General features: G+C 26.2%; 18 protein-coding genes. 11 read left to right on the top strand and 7 right to left on the bottom strand.

Annotated features, from left to right (window positions below):
- Positions 1-205: 205 nt before the first annotated feature.
- The 7 genes from BDU_RS04945 to BDU_RS04915 all read right to left on the bottom strand — a co-directional run bounded on the left by BDU_RS04945 (position 206) and on the right by BDU_RS04915 (position 10294).
- On the bottom strand, positions 206-1276 hold the full coding sequence (locus BDU_RS04945) for a hypothetical protein (protein ID WP_041177820.1): 1071 nt from the start codon (positions 1274-1276) through the stop codon (positions 206-208).
- Between the two features lie 170 nt (positions 1277-1446).
- Positions 1447-2784 carry a BTA121 domain-containing protein surface lipoprotein gene (locus tag BDU_RS04940; protein ID WP_318250810.1) on the bottom strand — a complete coding sequence of 446 codons (1338 nt, stop codon included), beginning with the start codon at positions 2782-2784 and terminating at the stop codon, positions 1447-1449.
- Positions 2785-3024: 240 nt separating this feature from the next.
- Positions 3025-4341, bottom strand: coding sequence for a BTA121 domain-containing protein surface lipoprotein (locus tag BDU_RS04935; RefSeq protein WP_318250809.1), 1317 nt, complete (start codon positions 4339-4341; stop codon positions 3025-3027).
- A gap of 309 nt (positions 4342-4650) precedes the next feature.
- Entirely contained in the window at positions 4651-6453 is a 1803-nt protein-coding gene (locus BDU_RS04930) for a BTA121 domain-containing protein surface lipoprotein (RefSeq protein WP_318250808.1), read from the bottom strand.
- A gap of 185 nt (positions 6454-6638) precedes the next feature.
- Positions 6639-7661, bottom strand: a complete 1023-nt coding sequence (locus tag BDU_RS04925; RefSeq protein WP_012539433.1) for a BTA121 domain-containing protein surface lipoprotein — start codon at positions 7659-7661, stop codon at positions 6639-6641.
- A 175-nt stretch (positions 7662-7836) separates the two neighbouring features.
- Entirely contained in the window at positions 7837-9021 is a 1185-nt protein-coding gene (locus BDU_RS04920) for a BTA121 domain-containing protein surface lipoprotein (protein WP_049752269.1), read from the bottom strand.
- 310 nt (positions 9022-9331) lie between these two features.
- Positions 9332-10294 (bottom strand): hypothetical protein, encoded by a 963-nt coding sequence (locus tag BDU_RS04915; RefSeq protein WP_318250807.1) that lies wholly within the window; start codon positions 10292-10294, stop codon positions 9332-9334.
- A gap of 371 nt (positions 10295-10665) precedes the next feature.
- Here BDU_RS04915 and BDU_RS04910 point away from each other — a divergent pair, with 371 nt between their 5' ends.
- The 11 genes from BDU_RS04910 to BDU_RS04860 all read left to right on the top strand — a co-directional run bounded on the left by BDU_RS04910 (position 10666) and on the right by BDU_RS04860 (position 18953).
- A complete protein-coding gene (locus BDU_RS04910) occupies positions 10666-11946 on the top strand; it encodes a hypothetical protein (RefSeq protein ID WP_012539432.1) in 1281 nt (426 codons plus the stop codon).
- 255 nt (positions 11947-12201) lie between these two features.
- On the top strand, positions 12202-13413 hold the full coding sequence (locus tag BDU_RS04905) for an anti-CBASS protein Acb1 family protein (RefSeq protein WP_012539431.1): 1212 nt from the start codon (positions 12202-12204) through the stop codon (positions 13411-13413).
- The gene (locus BDU_RS04900) at positions 13410-13970 is read left to right on the top strand and encodes a DUF1357 family protein (RefSeq protein WP_012539430.1); all 561 of its coding nucleotides are present in this window, start codon (positions 13410-13412) and stop codon (positions 13968-13970) included. The genes BDU_RS04905 and BDU_RS04900 overlap by 4 nt, the downstream gene beginning before the upstream one ends.
- Before the next feature lie 55 nt (positions 13971-14025).
- Positions 14026-14619 carry a DUF228 domain-containing protein gene (locus BDU_RS04895; protein ID WP_012539429.1) on the top strand — a complete coding sequence of 198 codons (594 nt, stop codon included), beginning with the start codon at positions 14026-14028 and terminating at the stop codon, positions 14617-14619.
- Positions 14620-14715: 96 nt separating this feature from the next.
- Entirely contained in the window at positions 14716-15639 is a 924-nt protein-coding gene (locus tag BDU_RS04890; protein WP_012539428.1) for a hypothetical protein, read from the top strand.
- A 2-nt stretch (positions 15640-15641) separates the two neighbouring features.
- A complete protein-coding gene (locus BDU_RS04885) occupies positions 15642-16034 on the top strand; it encodes a DUF3890 domain-containing protein (RefSeq protein ID WP_318250806.1) in 393 nt (130 codons plus the stop codon).
- Positions 16031-16405, top strand: coding sequence for a hypothetical protein (locus BDU_RS04880; protein ID WP_012539426.1), 375 nt, complete (start codon positions 16031-16033; stop codon positions 16403-16405). Before BDU_RS04885 ends, BDU_RS04880 begins: the two co-directional genes overlap by 4 nt.
- Before the next feature lie 32 nt (positions 16406-16437).
- The gene (locus tag BDU_RS04875) at positions 16438-16986 is read left to right on the top strand and encodes a DUF764 family protein (protein WP_012539425.1); all 549 of its coding nucleotides are present in this window, start codon (positions 16438-16440) and stop codon (positions 16984-16986) included.
- 45 nt (positions 16987-17031) lie between these two features.
- Positions 17032-18108 carry a DUF787 family protein gene (locus BDU_RS04870; protein ID WP_012539424.1) on the top strand — a complete coding sequence of 359 codons (1077 nt, stop codon included), beginning with the start codon at positions 17032-17034 and terminating at the stop codon, positions 18106-18108.
- Positions 18108-18527, top strand: coding sequence for a DUF1463 family protein (locus BDU_RS04865; RefSeq protein ID WP_014683171.1), 420 nt, complete (start codon positions 18108-18110; stop codon positions 18525-18527). Before BDU_RS04870 ends, BDU_RS04865 begins: the two co-directional genes overlap by 1 nt.
- A 3-nt stretch (positions 18528-18530) precedes the next feature.
- Positions 18531-18953 carry a DUF1473 family protein gene (locus BDU_RS04860; RefSeq protein WP_012539423.1) on the top strand — a complete coding sequence of 141 codons (423 nt, stop codon included), beginning with the start codon at positions 18531-18533 and terminating at the stop codon, positions 18951-18953.
- The last annotated feature ends 8 nt before the right edge of the window (positions 18954-18961 follow it).

Here is an 18961-nt window from a genome sequence, read left to right as displayed (position 1 = left end):
AAAATTTACCCTGTAATATAAATAAGGACTTGCCTGAGATTTGAATATTAGGTAGGTTCTTATTTTATTTATTCTATTTTATTTAAAATTAAATGAGAATCTCCATCTTATATAACTAAATGGAGATTTTATTTTTGTATTATTTATTGAAGCTTATAAAAGTTGCTAAGAGCAAATTGTTAGTAGTTTTGTTTTATATTTAAACTTATGGATTAGTTGTATCATCTTTTTTATCCTGTGGATTTTGTGTTGCAGATTGTTCATCTTTAATCTTTTTTGCTTGAGCTTTAATTTTTTGCAATTCGTTATTAGGGTTGGTGTTTGTAATGTATTTTTGTGTCTCATCAAAATCGTGCAGAGTAATAATAGGTTTGTCAAATGTAGCTAAATAATTTTTAATATAAGCAGTTTGTACTTGAGCTTGTATTTGTTTTACTTTTTTCTTATCTTGGATTTGTGTTATGAGTATATCTATCTCTTCTTTAAGTTGCATTGCTTGTGCAAGATTTTTTATCATTTCTCTAGTTCCCTGTAGCTTTATATTTATTATAAATTTCATAAAATCCTCATGTGTATAATAAGCCATCGCTTTTAAAAGGGATTGTAATAATGAGAGTGCCTTTTTTTCCTGGAGAGTTAGATGTTGTATTATGTCTTTTACAATAGTTGTAAGAAGGTATAATTGGTCTTGTATTTCTTTGATACTATTATTTGATATTTTTTTAATATCATGTCTTATGGCATCATTAGATGAATTTTCAACAATAGCTTTTGCAATTTCTTTATGGTAATTATTTATTGTGATTGTTAATTGTGTTTCGAGATTTTTTGTTATTTCCTCTGTCCAATACTTTATTTGATAACAATTCTCTTTTATCTTTTTATTTTGAGTAAGTAGATTGTCTATGTTTTTTTTGATTTTTAATATTGTTATTATATTTTTAAGCATTGTGCTAATTTGTTGTTGGTTTAAGTCTTTGGTCAATCCATTAATTTTTGCATCTGCATCAATTTTGCGATCTTGACTTGTAGCTTGATTTAAAGCTTCTTTTATAAAATTTAATGCCTCCTCAATGTCTTGAGGTCCTCTGGTATTAGTGTTTATAATAGCACTAGGTTTTATAATCGTTCTTCTCTCTTGTGGAGTTTCTTCGAATTCTGTTAGAGTTGACATTAAATGTTTCTTAATCTCGGTACTAGTAATTTTTGGACTTGTTTGCGTTTTACAGCTTATTAAAAAGCATAAAGCCATAAATATTTTTAATGTTTTTTGCATAAATATTCTCCATTATAAATATCGTTAATTTTTTTAATATGGTTTATGATATATCACAATTACGAATATATAACAATATTATTATTATTTTTAAATAAAAGTCATTTATTTATAAGTTTGTAAATAAATGATTGTTTTTTATTTAAATTTACTTTTGCCTAAGAAGTTGTCTATTTTTTAATCTGTAAATTTTCCTCTCTGTAAATTTGGAGTACTTTAGTTTTTATTTCTTCAAATTTGTGAAAATTAACATTTTGAAAGTTTTGTTTAATAGTATCTAAAGGATGTGTACCATTACCAAAAGCTGTTCTCATTGATTGTTGTAGATCTTTGAGGGCTTGTTGTATAACAAAATTTAATTTAGATTTGTGTGAAGTATTTTTAATACGATTAACTATCTTTACTGTATTGTTTATCATAGTAAATTCTTTTGTGAAATGTGTAAGTAGGTATTTAGCTTTATCTAAATGTATATTTAGTATAAATTTGTTAAATGTATCATATGTGTAAGAGTTTCCTTCTGGAAAAATTTTCTTTAAGTAAAATATTGTATCCTCATATTGTAAATCAGGACCAGGAAGATGTGCTGTTATTGTATTTTGAACATCAACAGCGCGTTTTGCTTCATCTTTAATTTTTGTGATGTTGGTGATAGGTATGTTTTGAATGTTGATTTTTGTAACATCAAAAGACTCATGATCAGCAGCTATTTTAATAGCTATTTTATAATTATTTATTTCTTTTTCTAATTTGTGAAATAATTCATATGAGTGATTTTGCTGGCTCATATAGACAATCATTTTGATATTGGCTTTTGCATTTTCTATCTCTTCTAATGCTTTTAGAGTATTTGCGACCATTTCTTTAATTTGTTGCTCTCTTAAATAGTTTATAAATTTATAAATTTTATTATTTGTATAGATTGTGTTATTTGTGTTTATAGTTGTATCTTGTAGAGTTTTTTTTATAAACTGTAATGCATTTCTTTCGCTAGGATCTAGATTGTTTTCTATAATTTGTGCATTCGTGATCATTGTAATTTCATTTTTTAAATCAACAGCGCGTTTTGATTCATCTTGGATTTCTATAATTTTAGTGATAGATATGTTTTGAATATTGGTTTTTGCAACATCAAAGGACTCGTGGTTAGCAGCTATTTTAATAGCTATTTTGTAATTATTTATTTCTTTTTCTAATTTTTCATTTAATTGATTTATTAATGACATTTTGAGATGTGTTGGCATATGATTATCATCATCATTTAGTATTTTGATATTGTCTTTTATATTTTTTTTAATTTCTATTACTTTTATAATATTTGTAACCATTTCATCAATTTGTTGCGGGGTAAAATATATTATAAACGCATTAATTTTTTCATCTGTATAAATTTTAATATTGTTGGCTACAGTATTTTTTGTTAAAACATTGATTAAAAAAATTAATGCTTCACTTGCATCAATATATAAATTTTCTGTTTTTATTTTGTCTTTTATGTTTAACTTCATTGAATTGAAGTTAGTTATATTAGTTGGTTTATTTCCTTGTGTATTACAGCTTATAAGTGAACATAAAATAATTATTGACTTTAACCATTTTTGCATAAATACTTTTTCTTTTCAATCTTATTTGCGTGTAACACATTTATCATGCTATCACAGATGAGCAAACATTCCAAATTTATAGATTTGGGATATAGGACAATTGTTTATTTTATTGACACAAATAATATTGATTTTTAGTATTTGTTATGGAAATTGATTTTTAAGTATTAGGTCTGCTTGAGCTTTTATTTCTTCAAATTTGTGAAAATTGATTTTTTTAAAGTTTTGTTTAATAGTGTCCAAAGGCAGTGTACCATTGCTAAAAGCTGTTATTAGTGATTTTTGTAAATCTTTGTGGGCTTCTTGTAGATCAGCATTTAATTTAGACTTCTGTGAAATATCTTTAATATAACTCATAACAGTGTTTTCTGTAGTTGATACCTTAGGAAATTCTTTTGCAAGATGTGTAAGCATGTCTTTAGTTTTATCTAAACCTATGTTTAATATAAATATGTTAAATTTATCATATGTGTAAGAGTTTCCTTTTGGCAAAGTTTTAGTTAAATAAATTAATGCATATGCATACTTTTCATTATTGTTAGGAAGATGTGCTGTTATTGTATTTTGAACATCAACAGCGCGTTTTGCTTCATCTTTAATTTTTGTAATGTTGGTGATAGGTATGTTTTGAATGTTGATTTTTGTAACATCAAAAGATTTATGATCAGCAGCTATTTTAATAGCTATTTTGTAATTATTTATTTCTTCTGTTAATTGCTTACTTAATTCAGCTTTCTGTTGTTTATAGTCATGTAGTATTTTGATATTGGCTTTTGCATTTTCTATCTCTTCTAATGCTTTTAGAGTATTTGCGACCATTTCTTTAATTTGTTGCTCTTTTAAATAGTTTATAAATTTATAAATTTGAGTATCTGTATAGATTGTGTTATTTGTGTTTATAGTTGTATCTTGTAGAGTTTCTGTTATAAATTTTAATGCATCTTTTTCGCTAGGATTTAGCTTTGCTTCTATAGCTTTTGCATTTGCCTTTATTATAATTGTATTTTGAACATCAACAGCGCGTTTTGCTTCATCTTTAATTTTTGTAATGTTGGTGATAGATATGTTTTGAATATTGATTTTTGCAATATCAAAAGACTCGTGGTTAGCAGCTATTTTAATGGCTATTTTGTAATTATTTATTTCTTTTTCTAATTTTTCATTTAATTGATTTATTAATGACATTTTGAGATGTGTTGGCATATGATTATCATCATTTAGTATTTTGATATTGTCTTTTATATTTTTTTTAATTTCTATTACTTTTATGATATTTGTAACCATTTCATCAATTTGTTGTGAGTTAAAATGTATTATAAACTCATTAATTTTTTCATCTGTATAAATTTTGATATTGTTGGTTATGGTATTGTCTTTTAAAATATTTATTAAAAAAATTAATGCTTCATTTATATTAAGATTGAGTTTTTTTGTTGTTGCTTTAGCTTTTATATTTGGCATTATTGAATTGAAGTTAGTTTTATTATCTGGCTTATTTCCTTGTGTATTACAGCTTATAAGTGAACATAAAATAATTATTGACTTTAACCATTTTTGCATGGATATTCTTTAACCTTTAAAATTTATTTTATTATATATTGTACCTAAAGTTTATTTAAAATTTGATTGAATGTAAATTTAATTAGATAAGATAATTAAAATCCCCATTTTGTATAATCAGGTAGGGATTTTAATTTTACATTGTGCCAATTGGATATGCTTATAGATTTGTTTTTGGCAATTTTAAGCATATTGATCATATAGTATTTGTTATCCAGTTTGACTTCTATAAATTTGGAGTACTTGCTCATCGATTTTTTTAAATATATCAAAAGAAATTGCTTGGAGTTTTTGATTAATATTATTAAAATAAGGCTTATTATCTTGAAAGATATTTTTAATTGACTTTTTTAGGATTTGATGAGCATTTTCTAATTCGCTTTTTAACCTGTCTTTTGTATTTCGATCTCTTATATGGTTAATATATATTTTTGTATATCCTATTGCTTTCATTTTTTTTGCAAAAGGTATAATTAGTTCTTTGGTTTTCTCTGGACCTATTTGCAATATAAATTGATTAAATTCGTCATGTCTAGAATTATTTTGTTCTGCTACGGCGTTTTTTAGGTAATTGAATGTATTTTGAGCATACTCATCATAAGGAGTTATATGATCTATTATTGTATTTTGCACTTCTGCAGCCCGTCTTATTTCTATAATATAAGTAATAGGTATGTTTTGAATATTAATTTTTGCAAGATCATAAGACATATAATTGGCAGCTTCTTTAATATCTTGTTGATAATTTTTTATTTCTTCATTTAATTGTTTGTTTAATTGAATTTTTTGTGGATTATTATCATTGATTCTTTGAATATTGAGCTCTGCCTTTTCTATTTCTTCTAATGCTTTTACAACATTTTCTACCATTTCGCTAATTTGTTGTTCTCCTAAATATATTATCAAGTTATCAGTTTCTTCACTTGTATAAGTTTTTTGATATGGGTATATTTTTTCGTTTTGTAAGATATCTATTATAAATTCTAGTGCTCTCTTTTGTTGAGTGTCTAGTAATTTTGTTATTGCAGATAGAGAGCCTTGATTATCTATGGCCTGTTTTGCTTTGTTTTTGATTGCTATAAAGTTATTAGGAGGAATTTTTTTAATGTTTTGTTTAGTAACATGAGGAGAAGGTATGCAATAATTAAAGGCTATTTTAAGTAAGTCTTTGAAATTTTTGTCAGCGTTTTCTATTTCATTATTTAAGTTAGTTTTTTGTGTAGTATCATTGATTTGAGTAATATAATTTATTGCATTTATTTTATGTTCAAGTTCCATTGCAATATTTGTAAGCATGTCTTTAATTTCATCTAGAACGAGATTTGATATTAAGTAATTAAATTGTTTGTGTGTATAAGCATTGTTTTCTGTTAAGGCACTTCGCAAATAACGTAATGCATTTTTATGATCGTCTTTTAGGGCATTTTCTTTTGTTTGAGCATCTATGGCTTGTGTTGCTTCATTTTGTATGTCTATTATTTCAATAATGTCAATAGTTGCGTTTTGAGTGTCGTCTTTTGTAATATCAAAAGATTTGTAATTAACAGCATTTTTAATGATTACTTTATGTTTATTTATTTCTTTTTCCAATCGATTATTTAATTCAGTTTTATGGGGATTATTGTCATTAATTTCTTGAATTTTGATTTTTGCGTTTTTGATGGCTTTTAATACTTGGTTAATATTTCCTACCATATCTTTAATTTTTTGTGTTCCTAAATATATTATCATGTCATTAATTTTTTGATCTGTATGAATTTCAATGTTTTTGGCTATGGTGTCATCTTGTAAAATATCTATCATAAAATCCAATGTTTCATTTTCTTCAATAGTTAGATGTTTTGTTATTTTTTGAGCTTCTGTATTTAGTATTGTTTTTAACTTTCTTTTTGTGCGTGTTGTTTGTATTAAATCCTGGTCATCTTTGTCTTGAGCAAGAGTGGGAGTTTTAGTTTGTTGATTGCAGCTTGTGATTAAATGAGAAATAATTAGCAATAGTAGTAGTTTTTGCATAAATAAATATCCTCCTGTTTTTAAACGCATTTTATTTTGTGCGCAGTATCCAACAATATATAACAATATTTTTAATTTAAAATTTTAAAAAATTTATTTTGGTTAAATAAAAAAAACTTTAATTTTAATCTACAATCATAGTTAAAATTAAAGTTTAAAAATTTTACACTTAAATAAATAATATATTAAAAATCAATCTTAACGGAGTCATAATCGATTTTCATGGGGGTAGATGTTAATAGGCTGTTGAAAATTCTTTTTGCTTCAGTTTCTATTTGCTCAAATTCATCTAGATAAGAAACATTGTTAATGCTTTGCTCAATAATATCAAAATCATCATGCTCAAAAGCTTCTCTTAGTGATTTTTTGAAATCTGTGTGAATTTTTGATAGTTGATTATTTAAGTTAGTTTTGTGTGTTTCATCTTTTATGATACCAGATTTTCTTGCTGCACTTTCTGCATAGATAATATGTTTTTTAATGTTTATAAGCATGTCTGATACTTTCTTTACGCCTATATATAATAAGAATTTATTAAATTTATTATAGTTATCATATTTATTAGTGTTTTCATTTATTATAGCTTTTATTAAGTAATTTAATGGTCTATGTTTATACTCTGCAAGCTTTTTTATTATTTTTTCTTGAGCATCTACAGCTCGTTTTACTTTTTTTTGCATATCTATAATTTCAGTAATAGGTGTGTTTTGAATGTTGATTTTTGCAATATCAAAAAATTCTTGATTGGCAGCTCTTTTAAGAGCTATTTTGTACTTATTTATTTCATCTCTTAGCTCATCAATTAATACATTTTTGTTTAGATTATTTACATTTATTTCTTGAATTTTGGCTTCTATATTTTTTATGATTTTTAATGCTAGTACAATATTTATAACCATATCTTTAATTTTTTGTGGTCCTAAATGTATGATGAAATTGTTCATTTCCTCATCTGTGTAGATGCTGATGTTTGGTTCTATAGTGTTATTATTTAAAATGTTTGTTAAAAAGATTAGTGCTTCCTGTGTTTCAAGAGGCAATTGTTTTGTTATATTTGCAACTTCTTCATTTACTTTTGTTTGATCCTTTGCTGGGGCTAATCTGGAATCTTTATTATTGGTCTTTTTATTATTGGTATCTTGTCCTGCCTGTGGATTACAGCTCATTAGTAAGTATGAAATAATTGTTAAGAGTAATAATTTTTGCATAAATAAATATCCTCCAGTTTTAAAATTATTTTTGTGTTTGCTACTTTAAATATATATCAATATTTTTTAAATAAAAAAAATATCAAAAAATTGATATTTTTAAAATAATATAATCAATTTTTTAAGTCTATAATGGTAATTACTTTTAATTTAAGAATAATAAATTTATATTTTATTATTTATATAGTTGGTTTTTGATAATACCTATTGCTTTCTGTCTGATTTTGTCAAATTTATCAAAAGAGATTTTTTTAATGTTTTGTATAATAACATCAGGAGAAATTGTACTATTGCCAAAAGCTTCTAGAAGCAATCTTTTGTAATCTTGTTTGATGAATTCTAAGTAATTATTCAAATTATTTTTGGGGTTTCTATTCTTGATGATTTTCTTAATGTAGTATGTTACAGCTTTTTCTTTATGAAATTCTTTTACAATATTTTTAAGCATATCTTTAACTTTATCTATTCCTAGATATAATATAAATTGATTAAATTGGTCATATGTATAATGTTTATTAGAGGTTTTGTAATTTATTTCTTGTAAAGGTTCTACGAAGAAAAATAATGCACAAAGTTCATCATCAGTTAGATTTAAAGATATCTCTTGAACGTCAATAGCTCGTTTTGCTTCATTTTGTATATTTGTAATTTCGGTTAGATTAATAGATGTGTTTTGAATATTGGTCTTTATAGTATCGAAAGATTCTTGATTGGCAGCTAGTTTAAGGGCTATTTTATAATTATTTATTTCGTCTTTTAATCGATTATTTAGTTCGGTTTTTTGTTTTTTATAATCATAGACCTTTTTTATATTGCTTTCTATATTTTCTATCTCTTTTAATGCTTGTTGAATATTTGCAATCATTTTTTTAATTTGTTGTGGTTTTAAATATATTATAAAATCATTAATTTCTTTATCCATATAAGTTTTGCTATCTTTAACGATATTATTGTCTTTTAAAGTTTCTGTTAAAAAATTTAATGCTTCATTTTCTTTTGAATTTAGTTGTGCTGTTGAATTTGATATAAAATCTGGTGTTGAAGATTGAGAGTCTGCAATTTGTTTTGCAGTGGTCTTATGAATATTTTTGTTTGCAATATTTTGGTTGTCAAAATTTTTTACAATATTTTTAAATGTATATTTAGTTTTTTTTGGAGTTGTATTTAATATCAATTTATGGAATTGACTATTTTGATCATAAATGTTGTTTGCTATTTGGTCTTTGTTTGTTGTTTTTGGTATTGCTGTTTGTTTTAAATGATAATCATTGTTGGATGTGGCAGTTTTTGTATTCTTTTGGGGATTATTATAACTTATTAATAAATATGAAATAATAAATAATATTAACCATTTTTGCATTATGCATCCTCGCTTTTAATTTATTTTATCATGTATAGAAATATTCAAGATATATACAAATGTAAAATATGATTTATGTATTTATTTTTAAGTCGGGTAATCAAGAAGATTATAAATTAAATAGTTGTTTAAGCAGTATGATTTTCTTTTTTTAGACTTAATTAGTTTATTTAGAGTTTGTTTTTAGATTTAATTAAATATGAATTAATATTAATCTCCATCGTATATTGATGGAGATTGTTTCTTTTAATTTTGTATTATATGTATAGCTTTGCTAAAGCTTGCTAAGCATGATTTTTGTTGGTTTTATTCATTTAGTTTCTTCTTTTTGATCTTTTAAAATATCTTCTGCTTGTTTTTGAAGTGCTTTAATTTGATCTAAGTAAGAAGGAAGTTGCATCAAATTTGCCTCAATTTGATCAAAGTCAAGATTACCATTAGCAATAGCTTGTATCATTGCTTTGCGTGAATTTATAGCATGTAAGCATAGTGTCGAATATAGTTTATCTTGTTGACACTTATCAGCAATTTGGAAAATCGTTTTTTTTGCACTTTTTTCAGCTTTTAGAGCTGGTGTCAATTTTTTAAATATGGTTTTTATTTTATTTGGTCCCCTATTTAATATAAACTGGTTGAATTGGTCATGTGTGCAACTTTTTTCAGGTATTATTACAAAATGTAGGAAGGCATAATATGGATACCATGAATCTTTGTCTTCTTTTTTTGCTCTGTCGTGCATTCTTTGAACCTCTATGGCTCGGTTTTCCTCATCATATATTTTTTTTATTTCATCATTATCTATAAGTGTGTTTTGGATATTAATTTTTGCAATATCAAAAGAAACTTGATTAGCAGCTTGTTGAATATCTTCCATATATTTATTTATTATTTTCTTTAGTCGTTTATTTAGCTCTTTGCCGTGGGGGTAATGCCTAATGTTTTCAAATCCTTCATTTGTCTCTTTTTTATCTTTTAATACTTTTATATTTGTTTCTTTTAATACTTTTATAGTATTTGCAATCATCTCTCTAATTTGTTCTGCATCCAAATGTATTATAAAGTCATTAATTTGTTTGATTGTATAAGCTTTGTTGTCTTTATCTGTTTTTTTATTGTATAAAGCATTGATTACAAACATTAATGCTTCATTCTCTTCAGGATTTAGTTTTTGTATTATTTTTTGAGCTTCTTGATTAAATGTTATTTCTGGCTCTGTTGGCTCTGTTTGTTGTTGTGTTGATTTAGGATTTTGCTCATCAACCCCCCCCATCATCAACCCTTTGTTTTGTTTTAAGATCGCAGTTTGTTAATAAACATAAAATAATAAATATTTGTGATAATTTTTGCATAAACATTCTCCATTTATTTAAACGTATTTTAAAAACTAACATAATTAAATTAATATAACAATATTGTTTTAATTATATTGGGATAAATATATTTATATTTTTATCTGTATTTGCGATTGGCATTAATTGAAATGTAGAGCATGTTTGCTTTTATGTAAACAGTTTCAAAATAATTGTTATAGAAGATGGCTTACAATCATTTTTATATATTTGTTCTTTAAATTTTAATTTATTGGTGTATATTTGTTAAACTTAGTATTTAAAAATTTATTTAACTTATGTAAGGAGGAAAATAATGAAGATTTATAAAATTTTTATTACTCTCTTAATCATCTTATCATTTGGTTGTGATTTGACTGGATTGCTTGGTAAAGATGATGAAGGGAAAGATAGGTTGCAAACTATTATTGAAGGTGCAGAACGTTTCTTGGGTGATCTTATCGAGGAACATGTTGAATATGAATATTATTATGTTGATGATCAGGGTAATTATTTTGATGAACATGGTAATGTTGTTGTTCTAAATGAAGATGGTACTTTTGTTTATAAAGATAAAGATGTTGTTATTGGTGCTGAAGGTAAAGGCTCAATTTCTGTTAATGTTGATAGAGATGGTAAGATTGATGTTTCTGCTGTTGGGGAGGCAATGGTTGTTGCTCTTGATGGTGCTAAGAAATTGGTTGCTGATGTTAAGGCAGAAGTTTTTGGTAAGCCAGGTGAGGTGCAAGGAGATTTAGTTGCTAATGTATCAGAGGTTGTTGCTAAGGGTTCAGATTTTAAATCTTTGGTTGCTAAATTAGAAGGAGATGTTAATGGTGCAATTAAACAAGTAGTTGCTTCTCCTGTTGTAAAAACCAGAAAACCTGTTTCTGTTTCTACTAAGCAAAATACATATGAAAAGCCTACAAATTATTCTGGACACAAAATGAATAATGAATCACGTCCTAAAGTTTACTGTCAAACTTACAAGGTTCGTCCAGGAGAAAGAGCTACAAAAATGTATATTTCTGATGATGAGAAAAAGATGTTTAATTTTTTAGAAAAACATCTTAAAGATGTTATTGCTCTTATAGATAAAAATTCCTATTCTAGTGGACTTAAAAACCGTCAAGATTATAAAGAGAAAATTGAAACAAAATATGAAAAATTAATGCGTATGTCCAAAGAAGATACTATTGCTGGTGATATAAGAAGATGGGAACTTGGACGCTCTGTGAAAAAATTTTATGACTTTATGAAGGAAAATGCTGCAAATTCAGCAGAAGTTAAATCTTTAATTGAGAATGGTGTCAGAGATAACAGTGATATTTTAGAGAAAGCTGGAATTAAGTCTTCTAGTGATATTAAAAATTATGATCATGTTGCAGCTTTGATTGATTTAGCTCTTTGTTATAAGGATTATTCTAGTTCTATAAGAGTATTCTTTGAAAATGTGGCAGATACTTTGTGGTACTATGCTGATTCTTCTGATAAATCTGCAGATACTCAAGACTTAATATGGATGATGGAAGCTAAATTTCACGCTTCTAATAGTTCTGATTTGGCTCAACTAAAACGAGGTATTTTTGGACAATAATAAATAAGTTTAGTTATTTTGGTTATTGTTTGGATTTATAAATATTTATAAATTTAGTTACTTACCTTAAGACTTTTGGGTCTTAAGGTAAATTTATTTATATTTTTGATAATGTTTATTGTTGATAAATTTTATTTAAAGTCTTAAATAAATTAAGACTCAAAAAATAGATGTATATGTATAATTATTTGTAAATTTGATTGATATTTTTGATATTTAATTTACAAAGTTAAATATCAATGATATAATTAATTTATGATATTTAAAAAAAATGTGAATGATTTTGAACATGCGTTATTTAAAAGATATTCAATAGATCCATTAAAGCTTTATAAATATTCGTTATTCTTTAGGAATTATATAGAAAATTCAGCAGAAGATGCATTGAAGTGTGGAATTAAATTAGAATCTTTCAAAGATTCTCTTGATTATAGTAGTTTGCAATTTTTAAATTTAGAACTTTCAAATGCACTTCTTGAAGCAATTATAAGTTATAGATTTAATGGTGCTGGATATATTTTAATTAGACCTAAAGATTTGTATGAAGATTTAAGTAAAAGTGTTAATGATGAATTGCCATTTGGATTTAAGTATTTAGATTATAATCGAATAAAAGATGATCACAATAGTGATTATTTAAAGTATTTTCAAGATGATGGTACTTTTATTATTGTGCATAAAAGTAGAGTTATAATTTATGAGAATTTTGATTATGTATTGAATGAACATACACCAGTTTACACTCAAAGTTTACTTTTAGATATTTGTTTGTTAGAGCAGATATATACAGAAATAGAAAAACGTATTGGGCAATATAATTTTTTATTTTACAAGGACGAACAATTGGTTGGTCTTATGGATGCTTTACAGGATGCTAAGAATCAAATAAGTCATTTTAGTAGTAAGGGCAGAGGTTTATTTTCTACATTTTTTAAAAATGATGATAATCAAAAAAATTTGGAAACAGTCGATTATGAGCTTAGCCGTGTGATTGAGAGATTAAAGAGTGGATTGAGTAATGATGGAGTATTTTATAGTGCTGATGAGGGAGCAAGTTTGCAGGTTATAAAATATGATCTCTCTTTTTTAAAGGATGCATTTGAACTTGTAAAAGCAAAAATAGGTGCTGATAGTAAAGAACCATTGACGAGAAATTTTAATGAGCAGGTAAAGGGTTTGGGGAGTGATGGTAAGGGAGATAGGACTAACTATATTGATTTTTTACATACCGTTCAGGAAGCAGTAGCACTCTCAGTTAATATTAAGCTTAATAAGTATTATAGGCTTAATATGTGTTTTAATGATCTAATTGTACTTAGTGATAAAGAAAGATTGGAGGAAGATAAGATGTTTCTTGATGTTTATTCTAAGTATTTAGATATTGTAAGATCGAATTCTTTAAGTGATGATGAGATAGAAATATTAAATAGTAAATTACATTTTAATTTTAGGAGGTTTAGTGAATGATAAAGGCTTCTGGTGTTAATCTAAAGAATGACATTGAAGATGGTGATAAAACTGTTGATGTAAATCAAGATTTAAATATTGATAATAAACTTAATAATAAATTTGAACATAATATCAGTAATGATATTAATAATAATGAATTGTTAACTAGAGCTGTTTGGATTACTAGGCTTGCTGATGATAACTTGAGTTTAAGTTATAATACAAAAGAACTTATTAATTCAGGTCATGCACTTGGTGAAGTTTTAGATATTCAAGTGTGTGAACTCATTAAAAAATATGTTGATGAGAAGCAAATATTGGCAGTTGCAGGTAGTCTTGATATTTTAAATTTAAATAGTCAGATTAAAGATATATTGCTAAGACTTGCAAGTGTGAGTATTGATTCATTTAAAAATAGTAATAATTCATATGGTCTTATGACTTTTACTAAAGGCAATGTTCAGGAGGTGTTAAATTTAAGAAATGCAAGTCATAAAATAAAAGATTATAAAGATTTAAAACAGGCAATGCTTAATGAGTGGATGCAAATTAGGCAAGATTTTTATAATGTTTAAATCTTTAAGTTAAGTTAATTTAAGTTTAATATAAATTTAAAATAGGAGAGTATTTATGGCAGATAAGAGTGCATTAGAGGCCAGTGTCGAGAGACTTACTAGGGAAAAGGATAGACTTGAGAGTGAACTTGCATCTTTAAAATTGGGCAAGCAATCAGAAGTTTTGATGCGACTAAAAGATCATACCACATATCCAGCAGTTTTTGATAGAGAGGTTCAGTTTGGATCTCTAGATATTTATTTTGCTCATAGAGGGGGCTTGCAGTATTCTTTGGCAGATAAATTTGAAAATTATCAAGATATTGGGTTTTGCTATAAACGTGGAGTTAAACTTGTTGTGCAAAATGGTATGTCAACTTGCGTGACACGTGGTGGTGGGAGTGATCTTTATGGAATTTGCATAGATTATGATGATTTGACACGAACAGCAACAGTCATCTCAATTGCAAATAGTTTTGAATGTATTTTGTTGTCAGATATGAATGTTAAGTCTGGTGATAAATTGGTTTTTGATGATATGGGAGTACTTTCAAAGGTGAAGGCCAATGGTACTTATATGCAAGCTTTGGCTTTAAGTGATGCTTTAGAGTTTAAAGATAAGTCAGGATTTTATGGTGCAAAGGTAATGCTTATCAGTAAGCCTTTATAAGTAAATGATATGGTAATTTAAATAGTAATTGAATTAATAATTCAATTTTAAAAATAAATTTGAAAAAATTAGTTAAAATTAAGGAGATATTAAACATTGAGTGAAAGTTTATTTAATAATGAAGAATTTGTAAATACTCTTAGAGATTCTCTTTTTGTTGATAGGCCAATCCCTGAATATTATCATTTTTTTGATAATGAACAAATAGAAACTAATGATGCATCACTTACAAGTGAGCGAGTTATTAAATGGAATTCTAGTATCGTGGATTTACCAACACTGAAAGTAAATGATTTTAGTACGGTTGCTACTATTAAGTTTAAAAGACAAGTTGTTCTTGTTAATTATTTACCTTTTCAATATGCATTTACATATTATGCACCTGATGGCAGATTGGATATTCAAGCAGTTAATAATATTAATATGAGAGAAGGACTTAGGTATTCCTTATCACAAATACATAAACTTTTAAGTTCACATTATTTAAGGGGTGGTTTGTGTTTTTCTGGTTCTAGAGAGAGAACACTTTTGGTTGATGATTCTAATAGAGAAACTATGTATGGATTACTTAATATTCCAGGACAAATAGATAAAAATATTAAAATTACTAAAGCTTCTGATTTAATAAAGGCTTGTAATGATGAGATTGGTAATATTAATGTAGAAGATGAGCGAGGAGTGCCTTTTAGAGTACTTACAACTCCTAAAATTAAAGCGATATTGCTTGAGAGATTGAGTAATAATAATTATTCATATAAAGATGTGTTGTTTGATTCTCTAAGAGCAATAAATAATGATGCTGATATTGAGCTTGAGACTACCAATTTATTGGATGATGAGATGTTAATTTATCCAAAAAGTTCTAAGCTTTTATTGCTAAAAGATGGACATCCTCCAATTTTAAATGCATATACACAAATGTCAAGTAGTAATTTTAGAACTAGTTTTTTGGATTTTTCTATTGGAAGTATTCTTGCAAGTGAAAAATCAATACTTAGATTTAAGATAAGTTGGACATAATAATGGATAGTAATGAGGATTTAGATAAAATTTATTCTAAAATATTGAATTTACTTATGATTAAGAGTTTAGATTTTAATTTTGAAGAATTTAATTTGTATATAGGGTTACTTGAGGATGTTTTACTTAGCAGGGGTTTAGGACTTAAAGATTTAAATTCAAGTAATGTATTTTTGCTTATTTATTATTTTATTGGATGTGAACTTAAAAAGCGAGGAAAACTTTTGTATTTTGATTTGGGTAAAATTAAATCAGAAAGATTAGGTGAAGTATCAGTTGAGTATTTTGATGATGCATTGCGTGGTGAAGTTTTGGTTAATAATTTTTGTTCTGCTTTTAATAATCTTGTAGAGGATATTAAGACTAATAGAAAAGTTTTAATAGGGGTTGTATGATGGATGCTATTAATTTAACCATAGTTCGCAATATGAAAAGGTATACACAACCAATGTTTTTATTTAAGAAAAATTTAATTAAAAACAGGACCAATTTTTCTTATGAAATTAAGATTGATAAGACAACTCCTATTAAATTTGATGGAGTGTTTTTACCAAGTGGTGAGAGTAATATTGAGCTTTTTGGTTCTAATATATTTGTTAAAGAAATTCATGCAAAGACTTATACTTTAGATATTCTTGATTTTAATTCAGGAGAGCAATTATTAGTGGGTAATGATATTATGGAAATTTTAAGTGTAAGTAGGCATTTAAATTTTTCTTTAAATCAAAGATTTAGATATATTGTTTTGATGCTTAGAAAACTTTAACTTAAATTTTTACGTTTATTTGGAGAATATTTGTGTTACTGAGTTTATATGAATCTCAAACTTTTTTAGTAAAAATATTGTTTGAGTTTAAAGATTATTTAAAGAAACATTCTTTAAAAGTGAAGATTATCAATTCTTATAATCCTTTATATTTAAATGATCTAGAAATTAATGGTTCTTATCTTTTAGTAATAAGGCCTGAAGGTTTTGATTCTTTGGATGTTAGGAATTTTAGAAGTGGGAGTTTTTATGAGAATGTTAATGAGTTTGGATTTAAATTTATACTTTTCTTTTTGGGATTTGTGGGAGAGGTTGGAGAACTTAAGATATATGTTGGATTGCATACTATTTATGAATATTTTTTAGAATTTTTGCATGAGAATGCATTTGAATTTAAGTTTTTAAAACAAAATCCTTTAGAAAAGGAATATGATTTATCTTTGAATTATTATTTAAAATCCACAAGTGATTTAATAAATGGAGGGTTTGTTAAGACTTCTTGTAATGGATTAAAAGGTGTTTTGGGACTTAGTCAGAATTACAGGGCAAATATACAAATTGTTGAAAATAAAATAGATTAAAAAATAAATTAAACTTAAAAGTTAAATTTAAAAATAGGAGATAATATGCCACAAGATACAATTAATGTCAATTTAATTGAAGATAAAGTGAAGTTGAATAATATTGGTTATTATAATCCTTTGCTTATTTATAAGAGTGATGTTTTAGAAAAAGGGCATTTCGTCTTGGCTAGTGGAAGTTTTAGAGATTTTTTAACTTCTATGAGTGTAAGAGATGATGTTAAAACAGATGTAGGAAAGGTTAAATTAGCTGCCGATCAGATTGAGTTTTTAATAAAGAGTAGCAATGATTTTTTTAATGAGGAGGGGCTTAGGTCTTTTGATTTTTATATCTACGAAAATATAGAAGATGTTGTTCAGTTTTTAAAGAAAAATATACATGTAGTTGTTATATTTGTTGCTAATCTAGAAGAAAATTTTGGAGCAGAATGGAATATGATTAAAGGTCTTGTTAAATTTGTAGTATTCTCAACAAATCTTAATAGACTGCCTGAATTTTTGGAAGCGTTACCAGTAAGTCAGAGGGATGGTGTTATTTTGGTTTATGATAATGGTGCTGATAATTTACATCTTAAATTTGTAGCTAAATATTTATATGAAGCTAGCATGTTTCATTCTGTAAATCCTTATGGAATTACATTACGAGCAAGTCCAATTTATGATGCAACTTTGATTAATAATTTAAGACGTAATAATATTAATTTTTATTCGCTTTTAAATGAAACCGGTAGAGATGGTGTTTTGGCATTTAAGGAAGCGGTAGATTGTTCATCAATGCCAATTGATGAGGCATTCACTTATTGTCTTTTAAAGAATGAATCAACACATGAACTTATTCGTATTTGGAATCGAAATCATAGGCAAAATAGTAAGCTTAGTGAATTAAAATTTGCTGATGGGAAACCAAATGCTTATACAGCAGGACTTGAGTGTTTATTTAAAGAATTTAAAGAGAGGGGACTTATTGTGTCTTTTGGTGATATTAAGTTTGGACTTAAGAGAGATAATGTTTTGGGTTTAGATTTGTCTATTCGTGTTAAATATAATGATAGTTTTAAGAGTGTTGTGTTAAACATAAGTAGTGATGATATTAATGATTATTTAAGACGGGAGGTTGATTGATGAAGGATTATTATTCATTAGATTTAGTGTTCTTTAGTTTCTCAGGTGTGCTTATTGATAGGGGCAAATTGCAATATTCAACTTCTCCAAATGTTATGGCAACTGCCAGTACTGAGGAGCGAAATGTTCCAATTCCAAGTTTTAGAGATCCTAGAACTATTATTCACATATTTAATTTAGAGATTACCAAAGGATCATTTGATTATAAGGTGTTAACTAAACTTAGTAATGAGCAATTTTATGGTTCTAGCTATAAGAGAGACAAATTAAAATCATTGGTTTTTAATGACCAGATGGGACTTAAGATTATTTCTAATAGTGCATTTTTTTCTGAAATTCCAAGTAGAACTTATGCAAGTGGCAGTGATACTGTAAATTTTGTAATTCATGCAATTAATTGTGAAGTTGAGAGGAGTTGATGAATGAGATATAAACTTAAAATTTTAACTAAGCATAAAGCTTATGAATATGTTATAAGAGATATTCCTATGTATGATTGGGATTCTATTTTAGGTTTTGATTCGAGTCAAGAAACTTTAAGACGAGAATTAAATAATTTATCTACTTTGAAAAAAATAAGTTCTTTAATGATATCTGCATCTTTTTTTGATGAATTTTATGACATTATTAATGATAATAAAGAGCATTCATTTTTGTATAAATATCCACTTCCTACTATTTTGTTTGCTATTGAGTATTCTTTAGTTGAAAAAATATCGGGATTGCAAAAGCCTAGTCTGGTTTATATTGAGAGTTTTCAAGATTCTGATGGGACTTTTGTTAAGTATTCATATATTGATGAGAGGTGGAATTATGATGACTTAGTGTTAAGAGAAGTTGGTTAGATTTAAAA

It is taken from the genome of Borrelia duttonii Ly (genome assembly GCF_000019685.1).
In the GTDB taxonomy this organism is placed as follows: domain Bacteria; phylum Spirochaetota; class Spirochaetia; order Borreliales; family Borreliaceae; genus Borrelia; species Borrelia duttonii.
Note: the sequence above shows the minus strand (reverse complement) of the source record. Positions and strands in the feature narration are given on the sequence as shown.

Bases quoted from the DNA above. Each gene is read 5' to 3' on its own strand.
- BDU_RS04935 (WP_318250809.1), bottom strand. From the start codon at position 4,341: ATGCCAAATATAAAAGCTAAAGCAACAACAAAAAAACTCAATCTTAAT.
- BDU_RS04895 (WP_012539429.1), top strand. From the start codon at position 14,026: ATGGCAGATAAGAGTGCATTAGAGGCCAGTGTCGAGAGACTTACTAGG.
- BDU_RS04900 (WP_012539430.1), top strand. From the start codon at position 13,410: ATGATAAAGGCTTCTGGTGTTAATCTAAAGAATGACATTGAAGATGGT.
- BDU_RS04925 (WP_012539433.1), bottom strand. From the start codon at position 7,661: ATGCAAAAATTATTACTCTTAACAATTATTTCATACTTACTAATGAGC.
- BDU_RS04930 (WP_318250808.1), bottom strand. From the start codon at position 6,453: ATGCAAAAACTACTACTATTGCTAATTATTTCTCATTTAATCACAAGC.
- BDU_RS04880 (WP_012539426.1), top strand. From the start codon at position 16,031: ATGATGGATGCTATTAATTTAACCATAGTTCGCAATATGAAAAGGTAT.
- BDU_RS04860 (WP_012539423.1), top strand. From the start codon at position 18,531: ATGAGATATAAACTTAAAATTTTAACTAAGCATAAAGCTTATGAATAT.
- BDU_RS04910 (WP_012539432.1), top strand. From the start codon at position 10,666: ATGAAGATTTATAAAATTTTTATTACTCTCTTAATCATCTTATCATTT.
- BDU_RS04920 (WP_049752269.1), bottom strand. From the start codon at position 9,021: ATGCAAAAATGGTTAATATTATTTATTATTTCATATTTATTAATAAGT.
- BDU_RS04870 (WP_012539424.1), top strand. From the start codon at position 17,032: ATGCCACAAGATACAATTAATGTCAATTTAATTGAAGATAAAGTGAAG.
- BDU_RS04905 (WP_012539431.1), top strand. From the start codon at position 12,202: ATGATATTTAAAAAAAATGTGAATGATTTTGAACATGCGTTATTTAAA.
- BDU_RS04915 (WP_318250807.1), bottom strand. From the start codon at position 10,294: ATGATGGGGGGGGTTGATGAGCAAAATCCTAAATCAACACAACAACAA.
- BDU_RS04865 (WP_014683171.1), top strand. From the start codon at position 18,108: ATGAAGGATTATTATTCATTAGATTTAGTGTTCTTTAGTTTCTCAGGT.
- BDU_RS04945 (WP_041177820.1), bottom strand. From the start codon at position 1,276: ATGCAAAAAACATTAAAAATATTTATGGCTTTATGCTTTTTAATAAGC.
- BDU_RS04940 (WP_318250810.1), bottom strand. From the start codon at position 2,784: ATGAAGTTAAACATAAAAGACAAAATAAAAACAGAAAATTTATATATT.
- BDU_RS04885 (WP_318250806.1), top strand. From the start codon at position 15,642: ATGGATAGTAATGAGGATTTAGATAAAATTTATTCTAAAATATTGAAT.